This is a genomic window from Acinetobacter sp. TGL-Y2 (assembly GCF_001612555.1).
Lineage (GTDB): Bacteria > Pseudomonadota > Gammaproteobacteria > Pseudomonadales > Moraxellaceae > Acinetobacter.
The window spans coordinates 1,600,799-1,623,330 of record NZ_CP015110.1; the positions used below are offsets into that span (position 1 = coordinate 1,600,799).

The 22,532-nt window shown below is 41.1% G+C and carries 18 protein-coding genes, 1 tRNA gene and 1 pseudogene; 6 read left to right on the forward strand and 14 right to left on the reverse strand.

Annotated features, from left to right (window positions below):
* Positions 1-12 precede the first annotated feature (12 nt).
* From cydB to AMD27_RS07555, 6 genes are all read right to left on the reverse strand, one after another.
* Entirely contained in the window at positions 13-1,158 is a 1,146-nt protein-coding gene (gene cydB, locus AMD27_RS07530) for a cytochrome d ubiquinol oxidase subunit II (protein ID WP_067658469.1), read from the reverse strand.
* Positions 1,155-2,768: a cytochrome ubiquinol oxidase subunit I gene (locus AMD27_RS07535; RefSeq protein WP_067658472.1), complete on the reverse strand. Its 1,614-nt coding sequence runs from the start codon at positions 2,766-2,768 to the stop codon at positions 1,155-1,157. The genes cydB and AMD27_RS07535 overlap by 4 nt, the downstream gene beginning before the upstream one ends.
* Positions 2,768-2,959, reverse strand: coding sequence for a cytochrome oxidase putative small subunit CydP (gene cydP / locus AMD27_RS07540; protein ID WP_067658475.1), 192 nt, complete (start codon positions 2,957-2,959; stop codon positions 2,768-2,770). The genes AMD27_RS07535 and cydP overlap by 1 nt, the downstream gene beginning before the upstream one ends.
* A gap of 671 nt (positions 2,960-3,630) precedes the next feature.
* The gene (locus AMD27_RS07545) at positions 3,631-4,245 is read right to left on the reverse strand and encodes an OB-fold-containig protein (protein WP_067658478.1); all 615 of its coding nucleotides are present in this window, start codon (positions 4,243-4,245) and stop codon (positions 3,631-3,633) included.
* 9 nt (positions 4,246-4,254) lie between these two features.
* Positions 4,255-4,569: a Rieske (2Fe-2S) protein gene (locus AMD27_RS07550; RefSeq protein ID WP_171254834.1), complete on the reverse strand. Its 315-nt coding sequence runs from the start codon at positions 4,567-4,569 to the stop codon at positions 4,255-4,257.
* A gap of 16 nt (positions 4,570-4,585) precedes the next feature.
* Positions 4,586-5,590 (reverse strand): adenosine kinase, encoded by a 1,005-nt coding sequence (locus AMD27_RS07555; protein WP_067662872.1) that lies wholly within the window; start codon positions 5,588-5,590, stop codon positions 4,586-4,588.
* 375 nt (positions 5,591-5,965) lie between these two features.
* Here AMD27_RS07555 and AMD27_RS07560 point away from each other — a divergent pair, with 375 nt between their 5' ends.
* The 4 genes and pseudogenes from AMD27_RS07560 to AMD27_RS07575 all read left to right on the forward strand — a co-directional run bounded on the left by AMD27_RS07560 (position 5,966) and on the right by AMD27_RS07575 (position 11,177).
* Positions 5,966-8,905, forward strand: coding sequence for an insulinase family protein (locus AMD27_RS07560; protein WP_067658482.1), 2,940 nt, complete (start codon positions 5,966-5,968; stop codon positions 8,903-8,905).
* A gap of 18 nt (positions 8,906-8,923) precedes the next feature.
* Entirely contained in the window at positions 8,924-10,072 is a 1,149-nt protein-coding gene (locus AMD27_RS07565; RefSeq protein ID WP_067658486.1) for a phospholipase A, read from the forward strand.
* Between the two features lie 129 nt (positions 10,073-10,201).
* Positions 10,202-10,462 (forward strand): hypothetical protein, encoded by a 261-nt coding sequence (locus tag AMD27_RS07570; protein WP_067658490.1) that lies wholly within the window; start codon positions 10,202-10,204, stop codon positions 10,460-10,462.
* Between the two features lie 24 nt (positions 10,463-10,486).
* Positions 10,487-11,177: pseudogene (locus tag AMD27_RS07575) on the forward strand (zeta toxin).
* Between the two features lie 35 nt (positions 11,178-11,212).
* On the opposite strand, the gene dsbD reads toward AMD27_RS07575, so the two are convergent.
* Positions 11,213-13,099: a protein-disulfide reductase DsbD gene (dsbD, locus tag AMD27_RS07580; RefSeq protein WP_150115762.1), complete on the reverse strand. Its 1,887-nt coding sequence runs from the start codon at positions 13,097-13,099 to the stop codon at positions 11,213-11,215.
* 274 nt (positions 13,100-13,373) lie between these two features.
* Here dsbD and AMD27_RS07585 point away from each other — a divergent pair.
* A tRNA-Met gene (locus AMD27_RS07585) sits at positions 13,374-13,450 on the forward strand.
* A 255-nt stretch (positions 13,451-13,705) separates the two neighbouring features.
* Positions 13,706-13,933 carry a hypothetical protein gene (locus AMD27_RS07590; RefSeq protein ID WP_067662874.1) on the forward strand — a complete coding sequence of 76 codons (228 nt, stop codon included), beginning with the start codon at positions 13,706-13,708 and terminating at the stop codon, positions 13,931-13,933.
* A gap of 78 nt (positions 13,934-14,011) precedes the next feature.
* Here the strand turns inward: AMD27_RS07590 and AMD27_RS07595 are convergent, their stop codons facing one another.
* The 7 genes from AMD27_RS07595 to AMD27_RS07625 form a co-directional block, all read right to left on the reverse strand.
* Positions 14,012-15,427, reverse strand: coding sequence for a short-chain fatty acid transporter (locus AMD27_RS07595; protein WP_067658496.1), 1,416 nt, complete (start codon positions 15,425-15,427; stop codon positions 14,012-14,014).
* Between the two features lie 217 nt (positions 15,428-15,644).
* Positions 15,645-16,274: a CoA transferase subunit B gene (locus tag AMD27_RS07600; protein WP_067658499.1), complete on the reverse strand. Its 630-nt coding sequence runs from the start codon at positions 16,272-16,274 to the stop codon at positions 15,645-15,647.
* 3 nt (positions 16,275-16,277) lie between these two features.
* Positions 16,278-16,982 carry a CoA transferase subunit A gene (locus AMD27_RS07605; RefSeq protein WP_067658502.1) on the reverse strand — a complete coding sequence of 235 codons (705 nt, stop codon included), beginning with the start codon at positions 16,980-16,982 and terminating at the stop codon, positions 16,278-16,280.
* 141 nt (positions 16,983-17,123) lie between these two features.
* Positions 17,124-18,086, reverse strand: coding sequence for a hydroxymethylglutaryl-CoA lyase (locus tag AMD27_RS07610; RefSeq protein ID WP_067658505.1), 963 nt, complete (start codon positions 18,084-18,086; stop codon positions 17,124-17,126).
* The gene (locus AMD27_RS07615; protein WP_067658508.1) at positions 18,083-20,089 is read right to left on the reverse strand and encodes an acetyl/propionyl/methylcrotonyl-CoA carboxylase subunit alpha; all 2,007 of its coding nucleotides are present in this window, start codon (positions 20,087-20,089) and stop codon (positions 18,083-18,085) included. Before AMD27_RS07615 ends, AMD27_RS07610 begins: the two co-directional genes overlap by 4 nt.
* Positions 20,090-20,117: 28 nt before the next feature.
* Complete coding sequence (locus AMD27_RS07620; RefSeq protein WP_067658511.1) at positions 20,118-20,912, reverse strand: enoyl-CoA hydratase/isomerase family protein; 795 nt, start codon at positions 20,910-20,912, stop codon at positions 20,118-20,120.
* 11 nt (positions 20,913-20,923) lie between these two features.
* Positions 20,924-22,525 carry a carboxyl transferase domain-containing protein gene (locus AMD27_RS07625; protein WP_067658514.1) on the reverse strand — a complete coding sequence of 534 codons (1,602 nt, stop codon included), beginning with the start codon at positions 22,523-22,525 and terminating at the stop codon, positions 20,924-20,926.
* Positions 22,526-22,532 lie beyond the last annotated feature (7 nt).

Below are 22,532 nucleotides of genomic sequence, written 5' to 3' on the forward strand. Positions count from 1 at the left end.
CCTATTTTAGACTTAATACAGACTGTGGGTGTTGTCTCGAATATGCTTGCTGGTGATCACGCCCCACATTTTGTAATAGCACCACGTGGTGTAGCACAAAATTAAGGGAACAAAGATACACGCCGCAACAGTCATGACGCTTAATGTCATTTTGCTCGACACCGCATCCCACATGGTCAAGCTGACATTTGGGTTTAAACTTGATGGCATGAGAAATGGAAAGAGGGCAAAGCCAGCAGTCAAAATTGCACCTGTGACCGCCAAAGAAGAGCCTGTGAAGGTGATACCGGCTTTAGCTTTGCTTGCACCCAAAATAATGACCAATCCGCCCAAAGTGGCCATAACTGGGGCAATCATCGTAATTGGGTAAGTACTGTAGTTATTCATCCACCCTGGATTGGCATTGGTGAGGACTTCTTTTGCAAGTGGATTAGCTGCACCGTTAGTGTCAAATGGCATGACCAATGAATAGCCTTGAATGCTACCAAAATACAACCATGCCCCAGCGCTCAAGAAACAGACTAAAAATATGATGCCCATGATATGTGTGGCTTTGGCAGAACGAGCGCGTAAGTCCCCGTCTGTACGAAGCATCAACCATGCGCCGCCGTGTGCACACAGCATTGATAAGCTCACCACACCACAGACCAATGCAAATGGGTTGAGTAATGCAAAGAAACCGCCTGTATAGCTTGAACGCACAGTGTCATCGAGGTCAAACGGAAAGCCCAAAAACATATTTCCAAATGCCACACCAAAAACAAGTGCAGGCACAGCACCACCAATAGCTAAACCCCAATCCCAAGAACTACGCCATTGGGTATTTTCAAGTTTTGAGCGGTAATCAAACCCGACAGGTCTTAAAAATAAAGCAAACAGGACTAAAAGCAGTGCCCAATACATGCCTGAAAATGCCGTTGCATAAACCATTGGCCATGCAGCGAACAGTGCGCCGCCTGCGGTAATAAACCAGACTTGGTTACCATCCCAATGCGGAGCAATCGTGTTGATGGCTGCACGGCGTTCGTCATCATTTTTACCCACAAAAGGCATGATCGCCATAGCACCCATGTCGAAACCATCAGTGAGGGCAAAGCCAATCAAAAGCACGCCGACCAGGACCCACCAAATAATTTTGAGTAATTCATATTCAATCATGGCTGATTCTCCTCAGATTTGATTTGATCTGCATGAGCAAGCGTTGATGCATTTTGCGCAGCTAATTTTTCAAAATGATATTTGCCTGTATGCAGTGAACTTGGTCCAAGGCGTGTGAATTTAATCATCAAATACATTTCAATAATCAGCAGCACGGTATAAAACGCAGCCAGTGCAAGGATAGAACCCCATACATCTGCCGAGCTAATGCTTGAGGCTGACAAGTGTGTCGGTAATACTTCACCAATGGTCCACGGCTGACGACCCACTTCAGCCACATACCAACCGGTCTGTGCTGCAATCCAAGGTAGAGGAAGGGCAAACAATGCAAATTTAAGCAACCAAGGTTTAGCTTCAGCATTACGTTTAGCCACGGCGTAGGTTGCAATGATGAATAACAATAACATGAGGAAGCCCGATGCCACCATGGCACGAAATGCCCAGAACAAACTTGGCACATGCGGAATGGTGTCTAGGGCAGCAGATTTGATTTGTGATTCACTGGCATCGACAACTTTGTCTGTATATTTTTTCAGCAACAAGCCATAGCCTAAATCTTTTTGCGTTTGCTCAAAAGCCGCTTTAAGCTCAGGTGAGGTGTCGCCTGCACGAAGCTGTTCAAGCTGTGCATAGGCCACCATGCCGTTACGAATGCGCTGTTCATGCTGTGTGATGAGATCTTTAATTCCCGTCACTTGTTCAGTGGTGGAGCGTGTCGCAATCAGGCCCATGGCATAGGGGATTTTCACCGCATAATCCGTGGTCATAGTCTCGCTGTTTGGAATACCAAAGACAGTAAATGCAGCTGGAGCAGGATGGGTATCCCATTCAGCTTCAATTGCAGCAAGTTTGGTTTTTTGTACATCGCCCAACTCATAACCAGATTCATCACCCAGTAAAATTACAGAAAGCGTTGACGCTAATCCAAAAATTGCCGCAATGGCAAATGAGCGGCGTGCAAAAGGTAAATCACGTTTTTTAAGCAAATAAAAACTTGAAATGGCCAACACGAAAATTGCGCCCGTCACATAACCTGCTGAAACAGTATGTACAAATTTCACTTGCGCCACAGGGTTGAAAATCAGTGCGCCAAAATCAACTAACTCCATACGCATGGTTTCGTAGTTAAAAGCCGCACCGACTGGGTTTTGCATCCAACCATTGGCGACCAAAATCCACAGCGCAGACATGTTTGAACCCAAAGCCACCAGCCATGTAACGCATAAATGTTGTATTTTCGACAGGCGATCCCAGCCAAAAAAGAATAAACCAATAAAAGTTGATTCCAAGAAAAATGCCATTAAGCCTTCAATGGCAAGGGGTGCACCAAAGATATCGCCCACATAGTGTGAGTAATAGGCCCAGTTGGTGCCAAACTGAAATTCCATAGTCAGACCCGTGGTCACCCCCAAGGCGAAATTAATACCAAATAACTTGCCCCAAAATTTGGTCATGTCTCGATATATTTCTTTGCCGGTAATCACATACGTGGTTTCCATAATGGCAAGAATAAAAGCAAGACCTATGGTGAGTGGTACAAATATAAAGTGATACATCGCGGTCATTGCAAATTGGAACCGCGAAAGATCGACCACGCTTTCAGAAATCATCAACGTGTCTCCTTGATTGGGGATGGACTGCCAGCGATACGCTCAGCAACTTGATTGTCAAAATTTTTAGGAATAGTCGGTGCATCAAACCAAATATTTTTAATCGTCATGAGAATAATCACCTTAATAATGAGAATGAATATAATTTCTCTCACAAGATTTTTATTTGAATCTTTGGGTTTAAAGATCATTTTTAAAGACCTATTTTAAATGCTTGTATATTATTAAATAAAAAACATACAAAAATAAATAGATTAAAATAAATAATTATTTATAATTATATTTTATTATAAATATCAATTCATTATAAAATAAATATTTTTATGTATTTATGGTGAATAAATGAAAATAAAGTCGACTAAAACACTTGTATTTAATAATTTAAAGTAAACTAAAATGGTTGGTATTAATATATTAAAGCAGATTGATTTACTCGGCTTTAAATATTTTAAAAAGTTTTATTGGAGATTTTATTAGGGGTTTTGTTGAGGTTTTTAATGCTGACTTAAATGATAGGTTTAAATGTACTTTATTTAATAGTATTTGATTTTTACTATATTGGTCTAAACGAATGCTCGTTCTTTTAGATGCGTTTAAAGTAGCTTCTGAGTGCGTTATGGTTAAGATCGAACCATTGCTATAAATCAGCAAGATAAGCTCTATTCTCCCCATAAGAAGATGTCAGGACATTCAACAAAGAAGGGCGTTGATATATGATGTGAAAAGCGGACTAAGATGATGTGGTTTGAGAAGGGTAAGTGGATTGATCAAATGAGTATGCAGATTCAAATGAAGTATCTAAAAAGCTCATCGGTGTAGGTTAGATTCATTCAGTTTAGAGTTAATGAACGTGAATCATCCATTAGAAATGATCAGCATTGAACAATTGATTGGTATGCGCAATTTTCTTCGCGATGTAATGCGATTTTTTAAAACGAATCAGCAAAATTTGTGACTGAAATTCCAGTTCACCAAATTCAGGTTCGACTTGTACATAATGCAGTTGACCAAACTCATCACGCACTCGCGCTTGAGCTGAAAAACCAGGACGGGCATTACCACTGGAAATGGTGGCTAGACGCCCGAGCAAATTTGAACGTGTGGATTTGAACTGAGGTTTAATCACTTGGTCTAAGCAGTGAATCATAAATACGGTAAAGAAAATCGCAATGACCAATGCCGGTAATATGACGTAATACCAAGCTAGAAATTGTTGTTGAGAAGCAAAGCTAATCAGTTGTAGGAAATAACCCGCAAAACTGAAATTCAGCAGTAAAAAAACCAAAATCAGTACTTTGGAGAATTTCACTTGTAATAAGGGCGAGTCGGTCAAAGAGCTGGGGGCAATTTTTTTAATAAAAGTGCTGGGTCTCAGTCCGATATAGTGGCCAAAGGTTTCGGCCATACTCAGCATGATCAGTGTCAAAACACACAAATGAAAAGGCATCAAATCGTATTCAAATAAAAATGCGAGCATGGAGACGTCCTAAAGTGAATTGTTTAAGTAAATTCCACCATCAGAATGAACTTTAATCTCGACTTTATTGAGTGATTCACCTTGGCATGGGCCAGAGACACACAGTCCTGTTTCAACTTCAAACAGCGCACCATGGGTTGAACATTCAATAAACTCTTGATCACTATCTAAAAATTTGTTTTCTAGAAACTCAAGTTCTGTTTGCAAATGCGGGCAGAGGTTTTGATAAGCGTAGAAACAACCCTCACGTTGGGTGATGAAAATGGTTTCACCTTCAATATCTTCGAATGCGCGAGCTTCACGTTCTGGAATATCTTCCATCATGCAGATTTTATTCATGTTAAGCGACGTCCACTTGGAATTCTTTTAATAGTTTTACGTAATCCGCCACATCAAGGCGGGGACCAAACTGTGATACAACTTGGCTTGAAATTAAAATAGCCAATTCAGCCGCACTGTGCAAATTGAAATTTGCATTTAATGCATAGAGAAATGATCCTGAAAATGCATCACCCGCGCCATTGGTGTCAACCGCAACCACTTCACGACCTGAAACTTTAAAGGTTTGTTCCTCTTGAGCAATTAACGCACCTTGTGCACCCAAAGTAATCACCACAATATTGCTCAGTGTTTTGAGCTTAAGCAATGCATCATCCAATTGTTCTGTTTGGGTATACATCAATGCTTCTTGCTCATTACACACCAAAAGGTCTACGCCATCATCTAGCAGTTCATCTAAACCTTGACGTGCGTACTGTACCATTGCTGGATCTGACAGCGTCAGCGCAATTTTCACGTTATTGTCACGTGCAATTTGACGTGCCTGTTTCACCGCTTGACGTGCCGTATCACTGGTCGATAGATAGCCTTCGATATACAACCATTTTGCTGTTTTAAGCGGGGTGAAATCGATTTGAGTATCGGTCAATTCCGCAGTAATCCCCAAATAAGTATGCATAGTACGTTCTGAGTCAGCGCTGACCAACACCATGCAGGTGCCCGTCACACCTTCACTGATGGATTGGGTTGAGGTATGTATACCTGCATCGTTTAAACCCTTGAGGTAAATAGAGCCGAGTTCGTCATGACCCACACGGCACGCGTAAAAAGCTGACCCACCCAAAGCACTAAAGGCAACTGTGGAGTTTGCAGCAGAACCACCTGATGCTTGACCTTTATAGGTTTGACTATTTTTTAAGTTTTGAAAAAGTTGAGCTTGTGTTTCACCATCGGTGAGTTGCATGGTGCCTTTTTGCAAATTTTGTTCCGCTAAAAATGTATCGGAAACTTTAAATTCTTGATCAATGAGCGCATTGCCAATGGCAAAAAGGTCAACAGTAGTCATAGTTTTCATCACAGCTGATAAGAAAATGCAAAGTTTACACGATTCCTCATTTTTACTATAGATTGCTGAATAAAATTCATTTTTAACGGTGAAGCGATAAGTAACTTAAGTCATCGCAATGAGCGTTTTGGACAGAGTATTCAAACTGTTCAATCATACCGATTTCTTGTAAATAGCCTAAGCATAAAGTGGATTTTTTTAGAGATTAACCTCCAAATATTGATTAAATCAAAGCTAGATCAACCTTAAAAAGTGGAATATTAAATCTGATTAAATCGGTTGGATATTTTTGTTGGCAATCATGATAAAAGAGTGAATTGTCCCAAAGTATCGGTATAATGCTGATTGTTCATCATTAAACACTTTGGAGCTCACATGACAGTAGATGTTACTGAAACCATTTCTCACACCGTTCATCCTGCGTTTCAGTTGGTACGTCAACATCATGTAGCCGCTTTAGATATATTGGTTTCTGAATACAAACACAAAGAGACTGACGCCATTCATTATCATTTGGCTACAGAGCATGACGAAAATGTATTCTTGGTTGCCTTTCGTACCCAGCCCATGGATTCAAAAGGTGAGGCGCATATTTTAGAGCATACCGCTTTATGTGGCTCAGAAAAATTCCCAGTGCGTGACCCATTTTTCCTCATGATTCGCCGTTCGCTCAACACCTTTATGAATGCGTTTACCGCAGCAGATTGGACTGCGTATCCATTTGCAACCCAAAACAAAAAAGATTTCCAAAATTTATTGTCTGTTTATTTAGATGCAGCCTTCGCGGCAAATTTGAATCCACTTGATTTCGCTCAAGAAGGCATTCGTATTGAACTTGAAAATGGCGAGCCTGTGTATAAGGGTATAGTTTTTAATGAAATGAAAGGGGCGATGAGCGCACCTTCAGATCAGTTATACCATCAGCTTGCACATCATTTATTTCCTAAAACCACGTATCACTACAACTCAGGTGGTGATCCAAAAGATATTCCAGATTTAACTTACCAAGAGTTAGTCGATTTCTATAAGTCACATTACCATCCAAGTAATGCCATCTTTATGACCTTTGGTAATCAATCTGCTTATGATCTGCAAGAGCAATTTGAAACTTTAGCACTGTCTAAGTTTAAAAAAGGTCAAACCCTACGTTCTGTTGCAGAACATCGTCTTAGCGCACCAATCGCAGTAACAGAAACCTACGCCGTAGATGCGGAAGATTTAACCGACAAAACCTATCATGTCCTGTCTTGGTTATTGCCCGAATCAAGTGATATCAAACTTCGTCTCGGTTTGCGTTTGGCGGAAGGTATTTTACTTGAAGATTCAGCTTCACCTTTACGTCATTACTTAGAAACCTGTGGTTATGCACAGTCGACCGGTCCAATTATGGGACTCGATGACTCTAATTTTGAAATGACCTTCTACTGTGGCATCCAAGGTTCTAATGCAGAACATGCAGAAACTTTTAAAAATGGTGTGATGGGTATTTTGGAAGAGGTGGCGTCTAAGCCTGTCGACCCTGCCATGGTGGATGCGATTTTACATCAAATTGAATTACATCAACGTGAAATTGGCGGTGATGGTACGCCGTATGGTTTAAGCCTGATTTTAAATGGCTTAGGCAGTGCGATTCATCATAATGATCCAGTCGACGTCTGGGATGTCGATTCCACCATCGAGCAAATCAAAATTGAGCTGAAAGATCCCATGTGGCTTTCAAACTTAATTAAAACGCATTTGATTGATAACCCACATCGTGTGCAATTGACTTTGGTGCCAGATGCAACCAAATCGGCTAAAGAAGCTGAGGCTGAAAAAGCACGTTTGGCAGAGATTGGAGCCAATCTGACAGAGGCTGATAAAGCTGAAATTGTGAAACAAACCGATGCTTTAAATTTACGTCAAGCGACACCTGATAATTTAGATTTATTGCCAAAGGTGGGTTTAGAAGATATTCCTGCTGAGCTTGCAATTGTCCAAGGTCAGCTGCGTGAAATTATTTCTAATCAAATGGATATGCCTTTAAATCTGTACCATGCTGGTACAAATGGTATTTATTATCAACAAGTAATTATTGATATTCCTAAAGAAATTTTGAAATCGCCGTATTTTAACTTATTGTCTATTTTAATGGGTGAAGTAGGTGCGGGTCAGTACGATTACTTAGAGTTGCAACAACTACAAACCGCAGTCAGTGGTGGTTTGGGTATGGGGGCTTCACTACGTAGTCAGGTCAATGATAAAGGTCAGATTAGTGCATTTTTGACTCTAACCACTAAATCATTGGCAGATAAACTCGATACCATTGAGTTATTAAAGCTTGCGTTTGAACAGCTTCGTTTCGATGAAAAAGACCGTATTATTGAGTTATTACAACAACGCAAAACCCGCTGGGCGTCGCGTTTGTCAGGTTCTGGTCACAGTTATGCGATGCAAATCGCATCACGTAATATGAGTGCTTTAGCTGAGCGTGATTATCATATTACGGGTTTAGGCGCATTGAACTGGTTGAGTGACTTGGTTGCTAAAATCGAGAAAGATGACACCGCTTATGCGCAGCTAATCGAAGAGTTACAATCTATCCATCGTGCGTTATTACGTGCACCGAAGCAGTTCTTATTGGTGTGTGAAGAGCATCATTCAGATCGTTTGGTAGAAGAAATCCAAAATGTATGGGATAAATTAGCCATTGATCCAAAACCTGCCAGCATTACTGAGGTTCATTTTGAAAATAGCAGTGCTGACCAAGCATGGTTGATTCAAGCCAATGTTCAATTTTGTGCAGCAGCTTATCCTGCGGTAGATGTATCTCATCCAGATGCCGCACCACTCATGGTGCTTGCAGGTTATTTACGTAATGGTTTCTTACACAGTGCCATTCGTGAGAAAGGCGGAGCTTACGGCGGTGGTGCAAGCTACGACGGCAATGCGTGCTCATTCCGTTTCTATAGCTATCGTGATCCACGCTTAGCTGAAACATTTAAAGACTTTGAAGCCAGTATTGATTGGTTAATGAACACTGAACAATTGCCGCATCAACTTGAAGAAGCGATTCTAGGTTTAGTTTCAGGTATGGATAAACCAGGTTCACCTGCAGGTGAGGCAATTACGGCATGTTATGCCTTGTTGCATGGTCGGACACCGGCATTTAGAAAAATGTTGCGAGAGCGTCTGTTGAAAGTCAATTTGGAAGATTTGCAACGTGTTGCGAAACAGTATTTGATTGAGCAAAAGCCAACCAAGGCTGTGGTTGCACCGATTGCGAAAAAAGAAATATTAGAGCAATTAGGTTTTGAAATAAAACAAGTAAATTAAATCATTGGGGAGATTTTTATGACGTTCAAACTCATTGAACGTACTCCATTAAAACTGAGCATCTTAACAGTGCTCAGTTTTTGGGGTGTGAATAGTGCATTTGCTGTAGATGGAATGCCTGCAAATCCGTCCACGGCTGAGGCATGTGCGGCTTTAGAGTCCAATGCAGATCGTTTGGCATGTTATGATGTTTTGTTTAAAGCGCCAGATGCCCAGCGTCCAATGCTGGTGTCAGATAAACAAGCAGCCAATGAGATTGAAAAATCAGTTGCAGCGCCTGAAACCTTGAAAGCTAAAATTGAGCAGAAAGTAGATACACTGTTTACTGTGGAAGGGCCAAAAATCACGCCAAATACTTCATTGTTAGATAAACGATGGGAATTGGCGGCAGACAGTAAGCTTGGCACATGGAACATTCGTGCGCATGAGCCTGTGTATTTGTTGCCAGGTTTTTGGACATCAGATAAAAATGAGCAACCTGAAAGTCCGAATGAAAAGAATTCACTTCCTGCAGATCAAAATTTAAAATCAATGGAAGCTAAATTTCAGCTTTCATTAAAGACCAAAGCACTGGAAAATCTGATTGGTGATAATGGCGATGTGTGGTTGGGTTATACTCAGTCGTCACGTTGGCAGGTTTATAATGAAGAAGAATCGCGTCCTTTTCGTGAAACTAACTATGAGCCAGAAGCAAGTTTGGTGTTTCGTACCAATTATGAGTTGCTCGGTTTAAATGGACGTTTATTAGGGCTAACCTTTAACCATCAATCTAATGGCCGTTCAGATCCGCTGTCACGTAGTTGGAACCGTGTGATGCTCAATGTGGGCTTAGAGCGTGGTAACTTCGCGATGATGATCCGTCCTTGGTATCGTATTGAAGAAGATGCTAAAGATGACAACAACCCTGACATTAAAAATTATGTTGGTCGTGGTGACTTAACTTCATTCTATCGCTGGAATGATCATGAATTTTCACTGATGTTACGTCACTCCTTAAAAGGTGGTGATGACTCTCATGGTGCTGTACAGTTTGACTGGGCATTTCCAATCAGTGGTAAGTTGCGTGGTCACTTCCAGCTATTTGATGGCTACGGTGAAAGCTTGATTGATTATAATCACCGTGCCACTTATGTGGGCTTAGGTGTTTCCTTGATGAATTGGTTCTAAACCATTAAAAGCCACTCTGTAGAGTGGCTTTTTTATGTGCCAATATTTCACCTGTTGTTGTATTATTAGACAATACACCTAATTTTGCTAAGATAGATCTGCATCTTTTGAGATGCTAAAGAGGTGATTATGTCAACATTCGTGACCATAAAAACAACAGTACTTGAAGAAGCCCAAATTCCGATGCTTGCCGTTCATGCATTTCATCAGGCTTTTAAACATGCCTCTAAAACCCATGAAACAGTTGTGTATGCAGAAAATAATCAACTTTTAAAAAAATTAGAAAATGGCGATGTAATCGTTCTAAAAGGTCTGCAAAATGCCTATAGCACCCCGACTTTGAAGCAGGATGCATTAAAGCGTAAAAGAAAATCGACTGCTATGGCTTAAGCGTTGCTCCACCCCCGCATTCGAATGTTCGCAGGTCCAAACGGATCTGGAAAAAGCACCATTATTCGATATTTATTGCCGCATCAGATTGGCATATATTTAAATGCTGATGATTTAGAGCAGCAGCTGAGAGTGAATCAACGGCTCGATCTAAAAACCTATCATTCATCTCTATCTGCACCAGCATTACTTCACTTCTTAAAATCTAAAAGCAAGCTCAAAGATGGTATAACTACGCCTTTACTCAGCGCACACACTATTGTAGGTCACTCAAATACGCTTCAATTTGACGTAATCGACTTAGCAGCGCGAATTATTGATTATATCCGTTTCAAGTTTCTTGGTCTTAAAATCAGTTTTACTTTCGAAACGGTCATGTCCCATCAGAGCAAGATTGATTTCCTAGCACAGGCTCAAGCCCAAGGCTTTAGAACCTATTTATATTATGTGGCGACCGTTGATCCACAGATTAATATTGGACGGGTGCAAACGGGTGGACATATTGTGCCAGAGCATAAGATTGTAGAGCGTTATCATCGAAGTTTAAGCTTGTTAATGTCGGCAAATTGAACATAGTGACCGAAGTTACTTTTTTGATAACTCCAGTAACGGTCAGATTGCGTCATTTCTGGCTGAAATTGAGTCGGCTGAAGTATTAAATAAACAGTATCCAAGATGGTTTGTGGAGCATATATTATCCGAGTTTTCAGATTAAACGCTCAACAAGCCGCATGAGAGTTATGTTTTAAATCAACGCTCATTTTTTGAACGACTCATCTGCTCCAATAGTGAATCAGCTTTAAATGTGCCTGTAAGCCTAAGGGCTCTCATTTCTTGAGCTTGAGGGCTCATAAACAATAAAGTCGGCGGTCCTAAAATTTCATATTTCTTTAAGATGACATCTTGTGATGCATCATATTGAGACAAGTCGAGTTTAATCAGATAGACATCTTTTAAAGCCGTTTGAACATCAGACCTTGGAAAGACTTCTTTTTCAATCGGTTGGCAAGCTACACACCAATCTGCATAGACATCAATCAGGCTAGATTGACCCAAGCGCTTCGCCTCAGCTAAAGCGAGTTCAAGTTCATCGGGCGTGCTGACTCTTTTCCATATCAGCTGATTGACGTCATTTTTTTGAATTTGCGTGTTTTGATAGCTTTGCTGAGCATACCAAATACTTGAAATCAAACTCATACAGATCAAAATACCGAAAAGAATCTTCAAAAATAAAGTCTGAGATTGAATCAACATTTTAATTAAATAGATCGTTAAACTGAGGAAAACCAAAGCAATTAAGGCGTAATACAGCATATTACTCAGTAAAGGCTGAATAAAATAAATCGCCATGTCCAACATCATGAAGCCAAAACCCACTTTCAGATGGTTCATCCACGTGCCTGGCTTAGGCAGAAGACGTGAGCCAAATACACTAGCAATAAATAAGGGAAGTCCTAAACCCAAACCCAAAATAAATAAATACAATCCGCCTAGAAACGCACTTTGACTTTGTGACACAAACAGCAGTGCACCCGCAAGCGGCGCACTCATACATGGACCAATGATCAGCGCAGAAAGTGCACCCATAATCACGGTACCAATAAAAGTACCGGCTTGCTGTCGATTCTGAAATTGATTGAGTTTTTGCGTGAAGGCATGGGGAAGGGAAAGGTTAAACAGCCCAAATAAATTCAATGCAAAAATAACAAACATAGCGGCAAATATAGACAAAACAAGTGGGCTTTGAAACCAGCGCTGAAAACTATAACCAATCTCTGCAACCACAATGCCCATTAAACTATAGACCAAAGCCATACTGACAATAAAGTTTGCCGCAACCGCCGCGGCTTTCAAACCAGACTGACGTTGAATGATGAGTGTCGATAAAATAGGAATCAAAGGTAATGAGCAGGGTAGAAATGCCAGTAAAATCCCCAAACCAAAGAAAATGAGCAAATTTAAAAATAAGGAATCTTCAGTAAGTAAATTGAAAAATGAGCGATCATCATTCCATTGTAATGATGATATGTCGTCAATTGCGTAAGTGTTTTTATTGGGCTCGCTAAAGTCTTTATTAAAGGCTTGCTGATCTTGTGTGGTTAACTCAGTGGCTGAGGTCGTTGAAGTTAACTGAGCACTATTCGACAATGAACCAGAACTTAAAGGGTTTAATGCATTATTTAAGCGAGATGGATTCGATTGTGGAATTAAACCCTCTCGGTCTGTCACTAGAGTTTGCCGTTGTAAGGGATAACATAGACCATCTTTCGAACAACCTTGCCACTGAACTTGATATTCAGTATTGGGCTGTACGCTCAACTCAGCTGTGACTTGATTATAATGGACTTCAGTCAGACCAAAAGTAGGATCTTGTTTTTGTTCCCCTGCAGGAAGCTTAAGCTTAAGCTTGAGTTTCTGATTTTGCGTTTGAACAATAAACTGATCGTGATAAAGATAATAATGCGGAGCGATATCCCATTTTAATTGTATGGATTCTTTGGATAAGGATTCTGAGGAAAATTGAAATGCTTGATCTGCGCTTAAAAAGGTAGAATTTGCATGACTCACCGTGTTAATCATGCTGCCTATACTGAGAGTGCTGAAGAGAGCAAAACTGATTGTAGCTAGAGTACGCAAATTCAAAAATCCTAAATCATACAGAAGAGGTGAGTAACATCACTATCATGAGGGATGAATATAAGCTTAAATCACTAAAAAATAAACCACTCACGGATGCAACGAAACGACTTAACAGATATTTGCTTAGTGTTTTTTGCAATGAGACTAAAACTCAAAATTGCGATGAATATCTATATAAATAGTCGAATTGTGTGATTTATATCCATTTGAATGCTATCTTTGACCTATAAGTTGCTTTTTTTCAGTGGTAGGCGTATAAAGACTCTATTGATGCGGGATGGAGCAGTCTGGTAGCTCGTCGGGCTCATAACCCGAAGGTCGTTGGTTCAAATCCAGCTCCCGCTACCAATCTTAAATAAAGTGTTTAAGGTTGGAATTGGTATAGAATGGTCAATGTATAGTTGTTTTAAGCTTTAAATTAATGTTGAAAGTGGTTTTACGTGATGTATGCCATTGAAATGAAAATGAAATATTGCTGTTGTTGAACAATAAGACAAATTTAAATATCTTCTCTTTAAATATTGATCTCTAATTCGTAATGAAATGTTTTTTTATAAATTCTAATTTTGGAATTTGTATCGTCGTATATTATTGGTGTAAATGTTGATTAAATTCGAAAATGTAATTGCAAAAGCTGTAAATGGTCGTGAAATTTTAGTATCTGTTGTTCCATCAAAAAAAATGCAAAGTACCCGTGAAGGGTTCGAATGGGTTGAAGTAGGTAAAAAAGTATTACTTCAATCAGGCGTAGAAATTGAGCTTAATTTGGATGGACGTAGTTTCTATACAGGTATTCACGAAATGTTCCGTTTAGAGTCTAGAGTGTGCTAAAACTATTAGCCCTTTAGTATTCATATATGTTAAAAAACCGCCTAAATAGGCGGTTTTTTTGTATTTAAAATTTAAGTGTTAAAATACGGGTGGCGTATACGTTAAGGTGCGGCCTAGGATCCAAAGTAAAAATAAAACCAATGGGATGTGAAAAACCAATTGTGTCACCGTGAATCCAATCACGTCCTTGGCCTTAAGCTTTAAAATGCCCAGCATGGGCAACATGAAAAATGGATTGATTAAGTTGGGTAGCGCCTCAGCTGCATTATAAATCTGTACCGACCAGCCCAGATGTACTTTTAAATCTTGCGCAGCTTGCATGACATATGGTGCTTCAATAATCCATTTCCCTCCGCCAGAAGGAATAAAAAAGCCCAAAATGGCAGAATAAATTCCCATGACAATCGCAAAGGTTTCTTTTGAGGCGATAGATACAAAAAAATCAGCGATATAATGAGACAGCGACAGATCCGCACTGTTCATGGCATTGGTCATGATAAAGGCAATACTACCATACAGTGGAAATTGGATCAGTACGCCAGACACCGCAGGGACTGCTTTTGACACAGCATTTAAAAAATTACGTGGCGTACCATGCAGCGCAATACCCAGCATCAGGAAAATAAAGTTATACGTATTTAAACTCGAAATGGCAATAATCGGATTACTTTTACCAAATTCATTAAACATCCACAGCAGCCCTAAAACCACAATTAAGATACTTAAAATAGGCGAATTTTCTAACCAATCTCCCGGCCGTTTAGGTGCTGTTACATCTTTCACTTCTTTTTCTGGGTCAAGCTGAATATCGAACTGATCGATGGTTTTAATGCTATTGCCTTTTGGGGCAGACCAATAGCAAATCGCAATGGAAGCCACAATGAGCACCGCAGTCATGATCATCGACTGAGGCAGGAAAATGGTTTCAGTAAACGGAATCACACCGGTTAAATTATAAATCGGTTCAGGTAAGCTGGCTTTATTAGCTTGAAGCTGGGCTGCTGATGAACTGATCCCAAGTGCCCAAGTTGCACCCATCCCGATAATGGCAGCGGCAGCAGCGGCACGGTAGTCCATATTGAGCTCTTTACGCTTTGCCAGTGCAATCACCAAGAGTGCAGTCAGCACCGTGCTCATCGCCCAATTGATGAGTGATATAAGTAAACTGACAGTTGCCACCAAAACAATCGCGCTACGTCCTGAATTTGGAATACGTGCCATTTTTTGGATTAAAATTTCAACAGGTTTAGACACTGAAACGACATAACCGACGATAATCAGCATACACATTTGCATGGTAAATGGAATCAGACTCCAAAAGCCATTTCCAAATGAATTGGCGACATCTTGAACCGGTGCACCGATCCCGATGGCCGAGATTGCGACAATCAAGACCCCCAACAAAGCAAAGATGTAGGAGTCAGGAAACCATTTCTCTGACCAATCACTGACTTTTAAAGCAAATCTTTGTAAGATATTTTGAGAATTATCCATAATTCTGCTTCCTGTGTAGATTGTTTAATTTGAATCGTTTTTGTTTTGCTAAAACTTTCTTTACTTTGATTTTATTGGTTTTTTTTAATCCTAAGGCGTTAAAACCTTAAAGCGCTTAGAGCTTTAAGGTTTTAAAATATGATTTTAATGCGCTCTACTTCTATACATTCTATTTCAACACACTCATAGCGATAGAGCATTTTTGAAGAATATTCAGCTATTGAATCAGTGTGACACCGGTCACTTTTTGAATCTCATCAAAAGTGACATCGGTTGCAAGTTCTACCAGCTTTACGCCTTCGGATGTAATGTCTAATACACCGAGGTCAGTAATGACCCGATGAACCACAGCCTTACCTGTCAGTGGTAGAGCACATTGCTCCACAATTTTTGGTGTACCATCCTTAGCCGAGTGTTCCATCAGTACCACCACTTTTTGCACACCTGCGACCAAGTCCATCGCACCACCCATACCTTTGACTTTCTTACCTGGAATCATCCAGTTGGCAAGATCGCCTGTTTGAGACACTTCCATTGCACCCAAAATTGCGATATTGACATGACCACCACGGATCATGGCAAAGGAGTCTGCACTTGAGAAAAATGATGCACCTTGACGTGCGGTGACGGTTTGTTTACCTGCATTAATCAAATCGGCATCGACCGTATCATCAGTGGGGAATTCACCAATACCGAGTAAACCATTTTCAGACTGTAGCCAAACATTGATATTGTCAGGAATATAATTGGCGACCAAGGTCGGTAAACCAATGCCTAAATTCACATAAAAGCCATCTTCAAGCTCTAAAGCTGCGCGCTGCGCCATTTCATTTCTTGTCCAAGCCATGGTTTAAGCCTCCGCCTTTAACGTCATTTGTTCGATACGTTTTTCTGGATTTGCATTCAACACAATGCGATTAATATAAATGCCCGGTAAATGAATCGCATCTGGATCAAGTTCGCCAATCTCAACGATTTCTTCTACTTCTACGATACTAATTTTACCCGCCATTGCACACACAGGATTGAAATTTTGTGCGGTTTTACGGAAGATTAAATTGCCTGCTTTATCTGCTTTGTAGGCTTTCACAAGGGCAACGTCGGCAGTCAGAGATTCTTCTAAAATATATTCTTTACCGTGGTATTCACGGACTTCTTTACCTTCAGCGATGAGGGTGCCGACGCCTGTTTGAGTAAAGAAGGCAGGGATGCCCGCACCGCCTGCACGCAGTTTTTCTGCCAATGTGCCTTGAGGCGTGAGTTCAACTTCAAGCTCACCATTTAAAAACTGGCGTTCAAATTCTTTGTTTTCACCGACATATGACGCAATCATCTTTTTAATTTGTTTGGTTTCAAGCAAAAGACCAAGTCCGAAACCATCAACCCCAGCATTATTTGAAATACAGGTAAGATCCTTTGCACCCGTGTCTTTTAAGGCTGAAATTAATGCCTCAGGAATACCACATAAACCAAAGCCTCCAACGGCAAGGGTATGTCCATCCTGAACAATGCCTTTTAGTGCTGCCTCAGCAGATACATATACTTTATTGGTCATTAAACACCTCATTCTCAATCATTGAGTTCTTTTTAACTTTTTAGCCAAATACCTTTTCAGCATTAGGTGTTGATTTCTTATCTTCATTGGGTATTTAGACTTCAAATCAGATCTATAACCCAAATTAAGCTTAAAAGTTTTTTATTTCACTGGTCTAAAATCTTCAGTACCGCGAGTTTGCCAATACGCATTGGCGTAATTTGATGGATTTTGACGTTGTAATACTCGGCCAATATTTTGTGATGCTAGCATGAGCGCATCGACATCAACACCTGTTTCATAACCCATTTTCGACAGTAAATAAAACAAATCTTCAGTCGAGACATTGCCTGATGCACCTTTGGCATAAGGACAACCGCCAAGTCCTGCAATGGATGAGTCAAAAATTCGAATGCCTTGTGTTAAAGATTGATAAATATTGGCAATCGCCATGCCATAGGTATTGTGAAAATGCCCTGCCAGATACTGCTTATCCATTTGAGCAAGGCAAGCATCCCACACCTTTTCGACACGATCTGGCGTTGCAGTCCCAATGGTTTCACCCAAAGACACTTCATAACAGCCCATATCGAGTAAGCGTTTTGCCACATAAGCGACTTTTTGTGGTTCGATTACACCTTCATAAGGGCAGTCGACAATGCAAGACACATATCCACGAACTTTGATGTTATTGGCTTTGGCTAAAGCCAAAACATCGGCAAACTTTTCAAAGCTTTCATCAATTGTGCAATTGATATTTTTACGGGTAAAACTTTCTGATGCTGCAGTAAACACCGCAACTTCAGTACAGCCCACTGCGAGTGCTGATTCAAATCCCTTTAGATTTGGTGTGAGTAAGCTAAATTGAACCTCAGGGTCTTGAGGTAATTGAGTGTATAGCAAATCACTGTCTGCCATTTGTGGCACCCATTTTGCTGAGACACATGAACCGACTTCAATATTTTTGAGTCCCGTTTTCATCAAATCTAAAATCAGGTTTTTACGATCAGCTAAGGTCAATGGTGTCTTTTCATTTTGCAGCCCATCACGTGGACCGACTTCAACGATTTTGACAAAATTAGAGACTGATTGATCTTGATTGTGCTTGTGAGATAAGACCGTCATGCAACCTCCTCAAGCGCCTGGAACTCAACCAATTCATCGCCAGCTTTAACTTGATCGCCTTTTTGGAAGTAGGAAGCAACCACGACACCATCAAACGGCGCACGAATCGCATATTCCATTTTCATGGCTTCAAGGGTAAGTAATACGTCATCTTTTTTCACGCTTTGGTTTGCCGTCACAAAGACTTGAGTAATTGCACCGGGCATTGGCGCTTTTAAGTTAGCTGCTGAGCCTTGATCTTCTTCAGCGTTATAATGGTTTTGAATGTAATTAAAGGCATAGGTTTTACCATTTTTAAAAATAGTTAATGCACTATCAGATTGGCTAAATGCCAATTTGTCTTTTTTACCATTTAACGTAATGACCACAGCGTTTTTATTGAGCAGTTCACCCCCTAATTCAATCTGTTCACCATTCACTTCCGCTACGAAGTGTGGTTGTTTCATTGAGCCGCCTTGAGAAGTTAAACGAATACTGAACTCTTGATCAGCCAATCTAAATTTAACAGGGTAGCGAATTTGAACATTGCTACGCCAAAGTGGATCTGCCTGCCACACTGCATTATTCGCTACTTTGTTTTTTGTAAAACGCAGTAATAATTCAGTTAAAGCTGCCGAAGCAATGAGTTCGTTCGAAGTATGCTGTGTGGTATTGAATAGATAATCTTCTTCACGTTGAATCAGATTGGTATCCAAGTTTGCGTTAGTGAATGACTCACTTGCCACCAGACGATCTAAAAAGGCGATGTTATTACCCACGCCTTCTACATGAAATTGGCTGAGTGCATTATGCATCTGTACCAATGCGGCTTCACGGTTCTCACCCCAAACGATGAGTTTCGCAATCATTGGATCGTAGAAGGTCGTAATTTCATCGCCCTCAATAATGCCGCTGTCGACACGTACAAACGCATTTTGAGTTGGATAATGGAGATAGTTAATTTGACCAATTGCAGGCATAAAGCCTTTTTCAGGCTCTTCTGCATAGACACGCGCTTCTAACGCATGACCATGAATTTGAAGTTCATGTTGTTGCTTCGGTAATGGCCCACCAAAGGCGACACGCAGTTGCCATTCCACCAAGTCTTGTCGTGTAATCATTTCAGTGACTGGGTGTTCTACTTGCAGTCGCGTATTCATTTCCATGAAGTAGGCAGTACCGTCTTGCTCAACAATAAACTCGATCGTGCCTGCACCGACATAATCCACAGCACGCGCAGCATTGATCGCAGCCTCACGCATCGCTTCTAATTTTGCTTCCTGCATTTTCGGCGCAGGGGCTTCTTCCAAAACCTTTTGATGACGGCGTTGTACTGAACAATCACGCTCAAATAAATGTACATAGTTACCGTGCTTGTCACCAAACACTTGCACTTCAATATGACGTGGATTGATCACATAGCGTTCAATCAGTACATCATTATTGCCAAAACTTGATTTGGCTTCACTCTTACATGAAGCAAGTGAGCTGAGGAAATCTTCACTGCGTTTTACCAAACGCATACCTTTACCACCGCCACCGGCTGAGGCTTTAATCAGAACAGGGTAGCCAATTGCATCGGCTTGCTGTTTTAAAAAATCCGCATCTTGATTTGTACCGTGATAACCGGGTGTAAGTGGCACACCTGCTTTTTCCATCAGCGTTTTAGACGTGGCTTTAAGCCCCATCGCTAAAATGGCAGCCACAGGAGGCCCGATAAAAGTGATGTTGTTTTTTTCACAAGCTTCAGCGAATTTGTCATTTTCAGATAAAAAACCGTAACCTGGGTGAATGGCTTCAGCGCCTGTATCGAGTGCCGCTTGAATAATACGATCGGCTTGTAAATAACTTTGTGATGCAGGGGATTCGCCAATATAAATCGCTTCATCAGCCAGTTTGACATGTTGAGCATTTGCATCCGCATCTGAATAGACTGCTACGGTTGCAATGCCGAGTTTTTTTGCACTGCGAATCACACGACAAGCAATTTCACCACGGTTCGCAATTAAAATTTTATTAAACATAATCAATATCCTTATTTTTTTGATGCGCTTAAACCGCAGTCTTAATCCAGTCTGGGCTTTGTTTATTTAAAAATGCGTTTAAGCCATTTTTAGCTTCAGCACCTTGGCGAATATGGGCAATATGCTGGGCGGTTTCTAGCAGTAAAGCTTCGTTAAGTTCTTGTTGATCGACCATTTGAATCAATTGCTTAGACGATGCTTGGGCTTCTGGGCCACCTAATAGTAATGCATGTACAATTTCATCGACTTTAGTATCTAAGTCTTCTGGAGAACTGACTTCATGAACGAGCCCGATGTTTTGCGCTTGTTCAGCACTGATGCGTTCTGCGGTGAGGAAATAACGAGAAGCCTGACGTGCACCAATCGCACGAATTACATAAGGACTAATAGTTGAAGGTGCTAAGCCTAAACGAACTTCGGATGTTGCAAATTTTGCATCTAAACTGGCTATACAAATATCACAGGCAGAGGCTAGACCCATACCACCGCCAAAAGCGATGCCATGCACACGAGCAATGGTTGGTTGTTTTAACGTCGCTAGGCTTTGCAACATTTTCGCCAATTTTAAAGCATCCGCTTCATTATCCGCTTTAGATGCTTGTCCTGCTTGTTTCATCCAATTTAAGTCTGCACCTGCTGAAAAGCTTTTGCCGCGTCCAGCCAAAATCACCACACGAATATCGTCTCGATTATTTAAGGCCGTAAAACAAGCATCCAATTCTTCAATCACTTGCGTATTAAATGCATTATGCAGTTCTGCACGATTGATCCAAACCGTTGCCACTTGATCGCGTTGTTCGAGTTCTAAATATTGGTATGTCATGCTGTCACTCCTTACATGCGGAACACGCCGAACTTGGTCGGTTGAATTGGAGCATTTAACGCCGCAGCTAAACTTAAGCCCAACACGTGGCGAGACTGAGCAGGATCAATCACACCATCATCCCAAAGGCGAGACGAGGCATAGTATGGATGACCTTGTTTTTCAAATTGATCTCGAAATGGTTGTTTGAATTGATCTTCTTCTTCCGCAGACCACGCTTCGCCACGGGCTTCAATTTGGTCACGTTTTAAAGTGGAGAGTACACTTGCGGCTTGTTCACCGCCCATCACAGAAATACGAGAATTTGGCCAAGTCCAAAGGAAGCGAGGAGAGTAGGCACGACCACACATGCCATAGTTACCCGCACCAAACGAACCACCAACCACTAAGGTCAGTTTAGGTACATTGGCAGTCGCAACCGCCATCACCAGCTTGGCACCATTTTTGGCGATGCCTTCATTTTCATACTGACGGCCGACCATAAAGCCTGTAATGTTCTGAATGAAAATGAGCGGAATATTGCGCTGAGTACACAGTTCAATAAAATGCGCACCTTTTTGTGCAGATTCCGAAAATAGAATACCGTTATTGGCAATAATTCCGACGGGCATGCCGTATAGTGTTGCAAAACCAGTAATTAAGGTGGTGCCAAAACGGGCTTTAAATTCATCTAAACGTGAACCATCCACAATACGTGCAATGATTTCACGAATATCGAAAGGTTTACGCGCATCACTTGGAATCACGCCATACAACTCTTTAGGGTCGTAAAGCGGTTCTTCAATGGCTTGTAGCGGAGGATTCGCTTTGATGTTGAGGTTCTTCACAATGTTCCGCGCAATCGCAATCGCATGTTCATCATTTTCGGCCAAATGATCCGCCACGCCTGAAAGACGGGTATGCACATCACCTCCGCCTAAATCTTCAGAACTGACCACTTCACCGGTTGCTGCTTTTACTAGCGGAGGACCGCCCAAGAAAATGGTGCCTTGGTTACGCACAATAATGGTTTCATCGGACATCGCAGGCACATAGGCGCCACCCGCGGTACAACTTCCCATCACTACGGCAATTTGGGCAATACCTTGGCTTGACATACGTGCCTGATTATAGAAAATACGCCCGAAATGATCACGATCTGGGAAGACTTCGTCTTGCATCGGCAAAAATGCACCACCTGAATCGACTAGATAAATACAGGGTAGATGGTTCTGTTCAGCGATTTCTTGCGCCCTTAAATGTTTTTTTACGGTCAGTGGATAATAGGTTCCACCTTTCACCGTTGCATCATTCGCTACAATCATGCAGGTGACACCATGCACTTGACCAATACCTGCGACTACACCCGCAGCAGGGACATCATCAGCATAGACTTGATAAGCAGCCAACTGACCAATTTCTAAAAATGCAGTGCCTGCATCGACTAATTGATCAATACGTTCACGGGGGAGTAATTTGCCACGATCCAGATGTTTTTGACGGGCTTTTTCACCGCCCCCTAAAGCAATGGTTTGTGCCTTTTGTTTTAAATCATATACTAACGCAAGCATCGCGGCTTGGTTGATTTTAAAATCTTCCGATCGAACATTGATTTTGCTTTGAATTTCGTTCATGAATCAC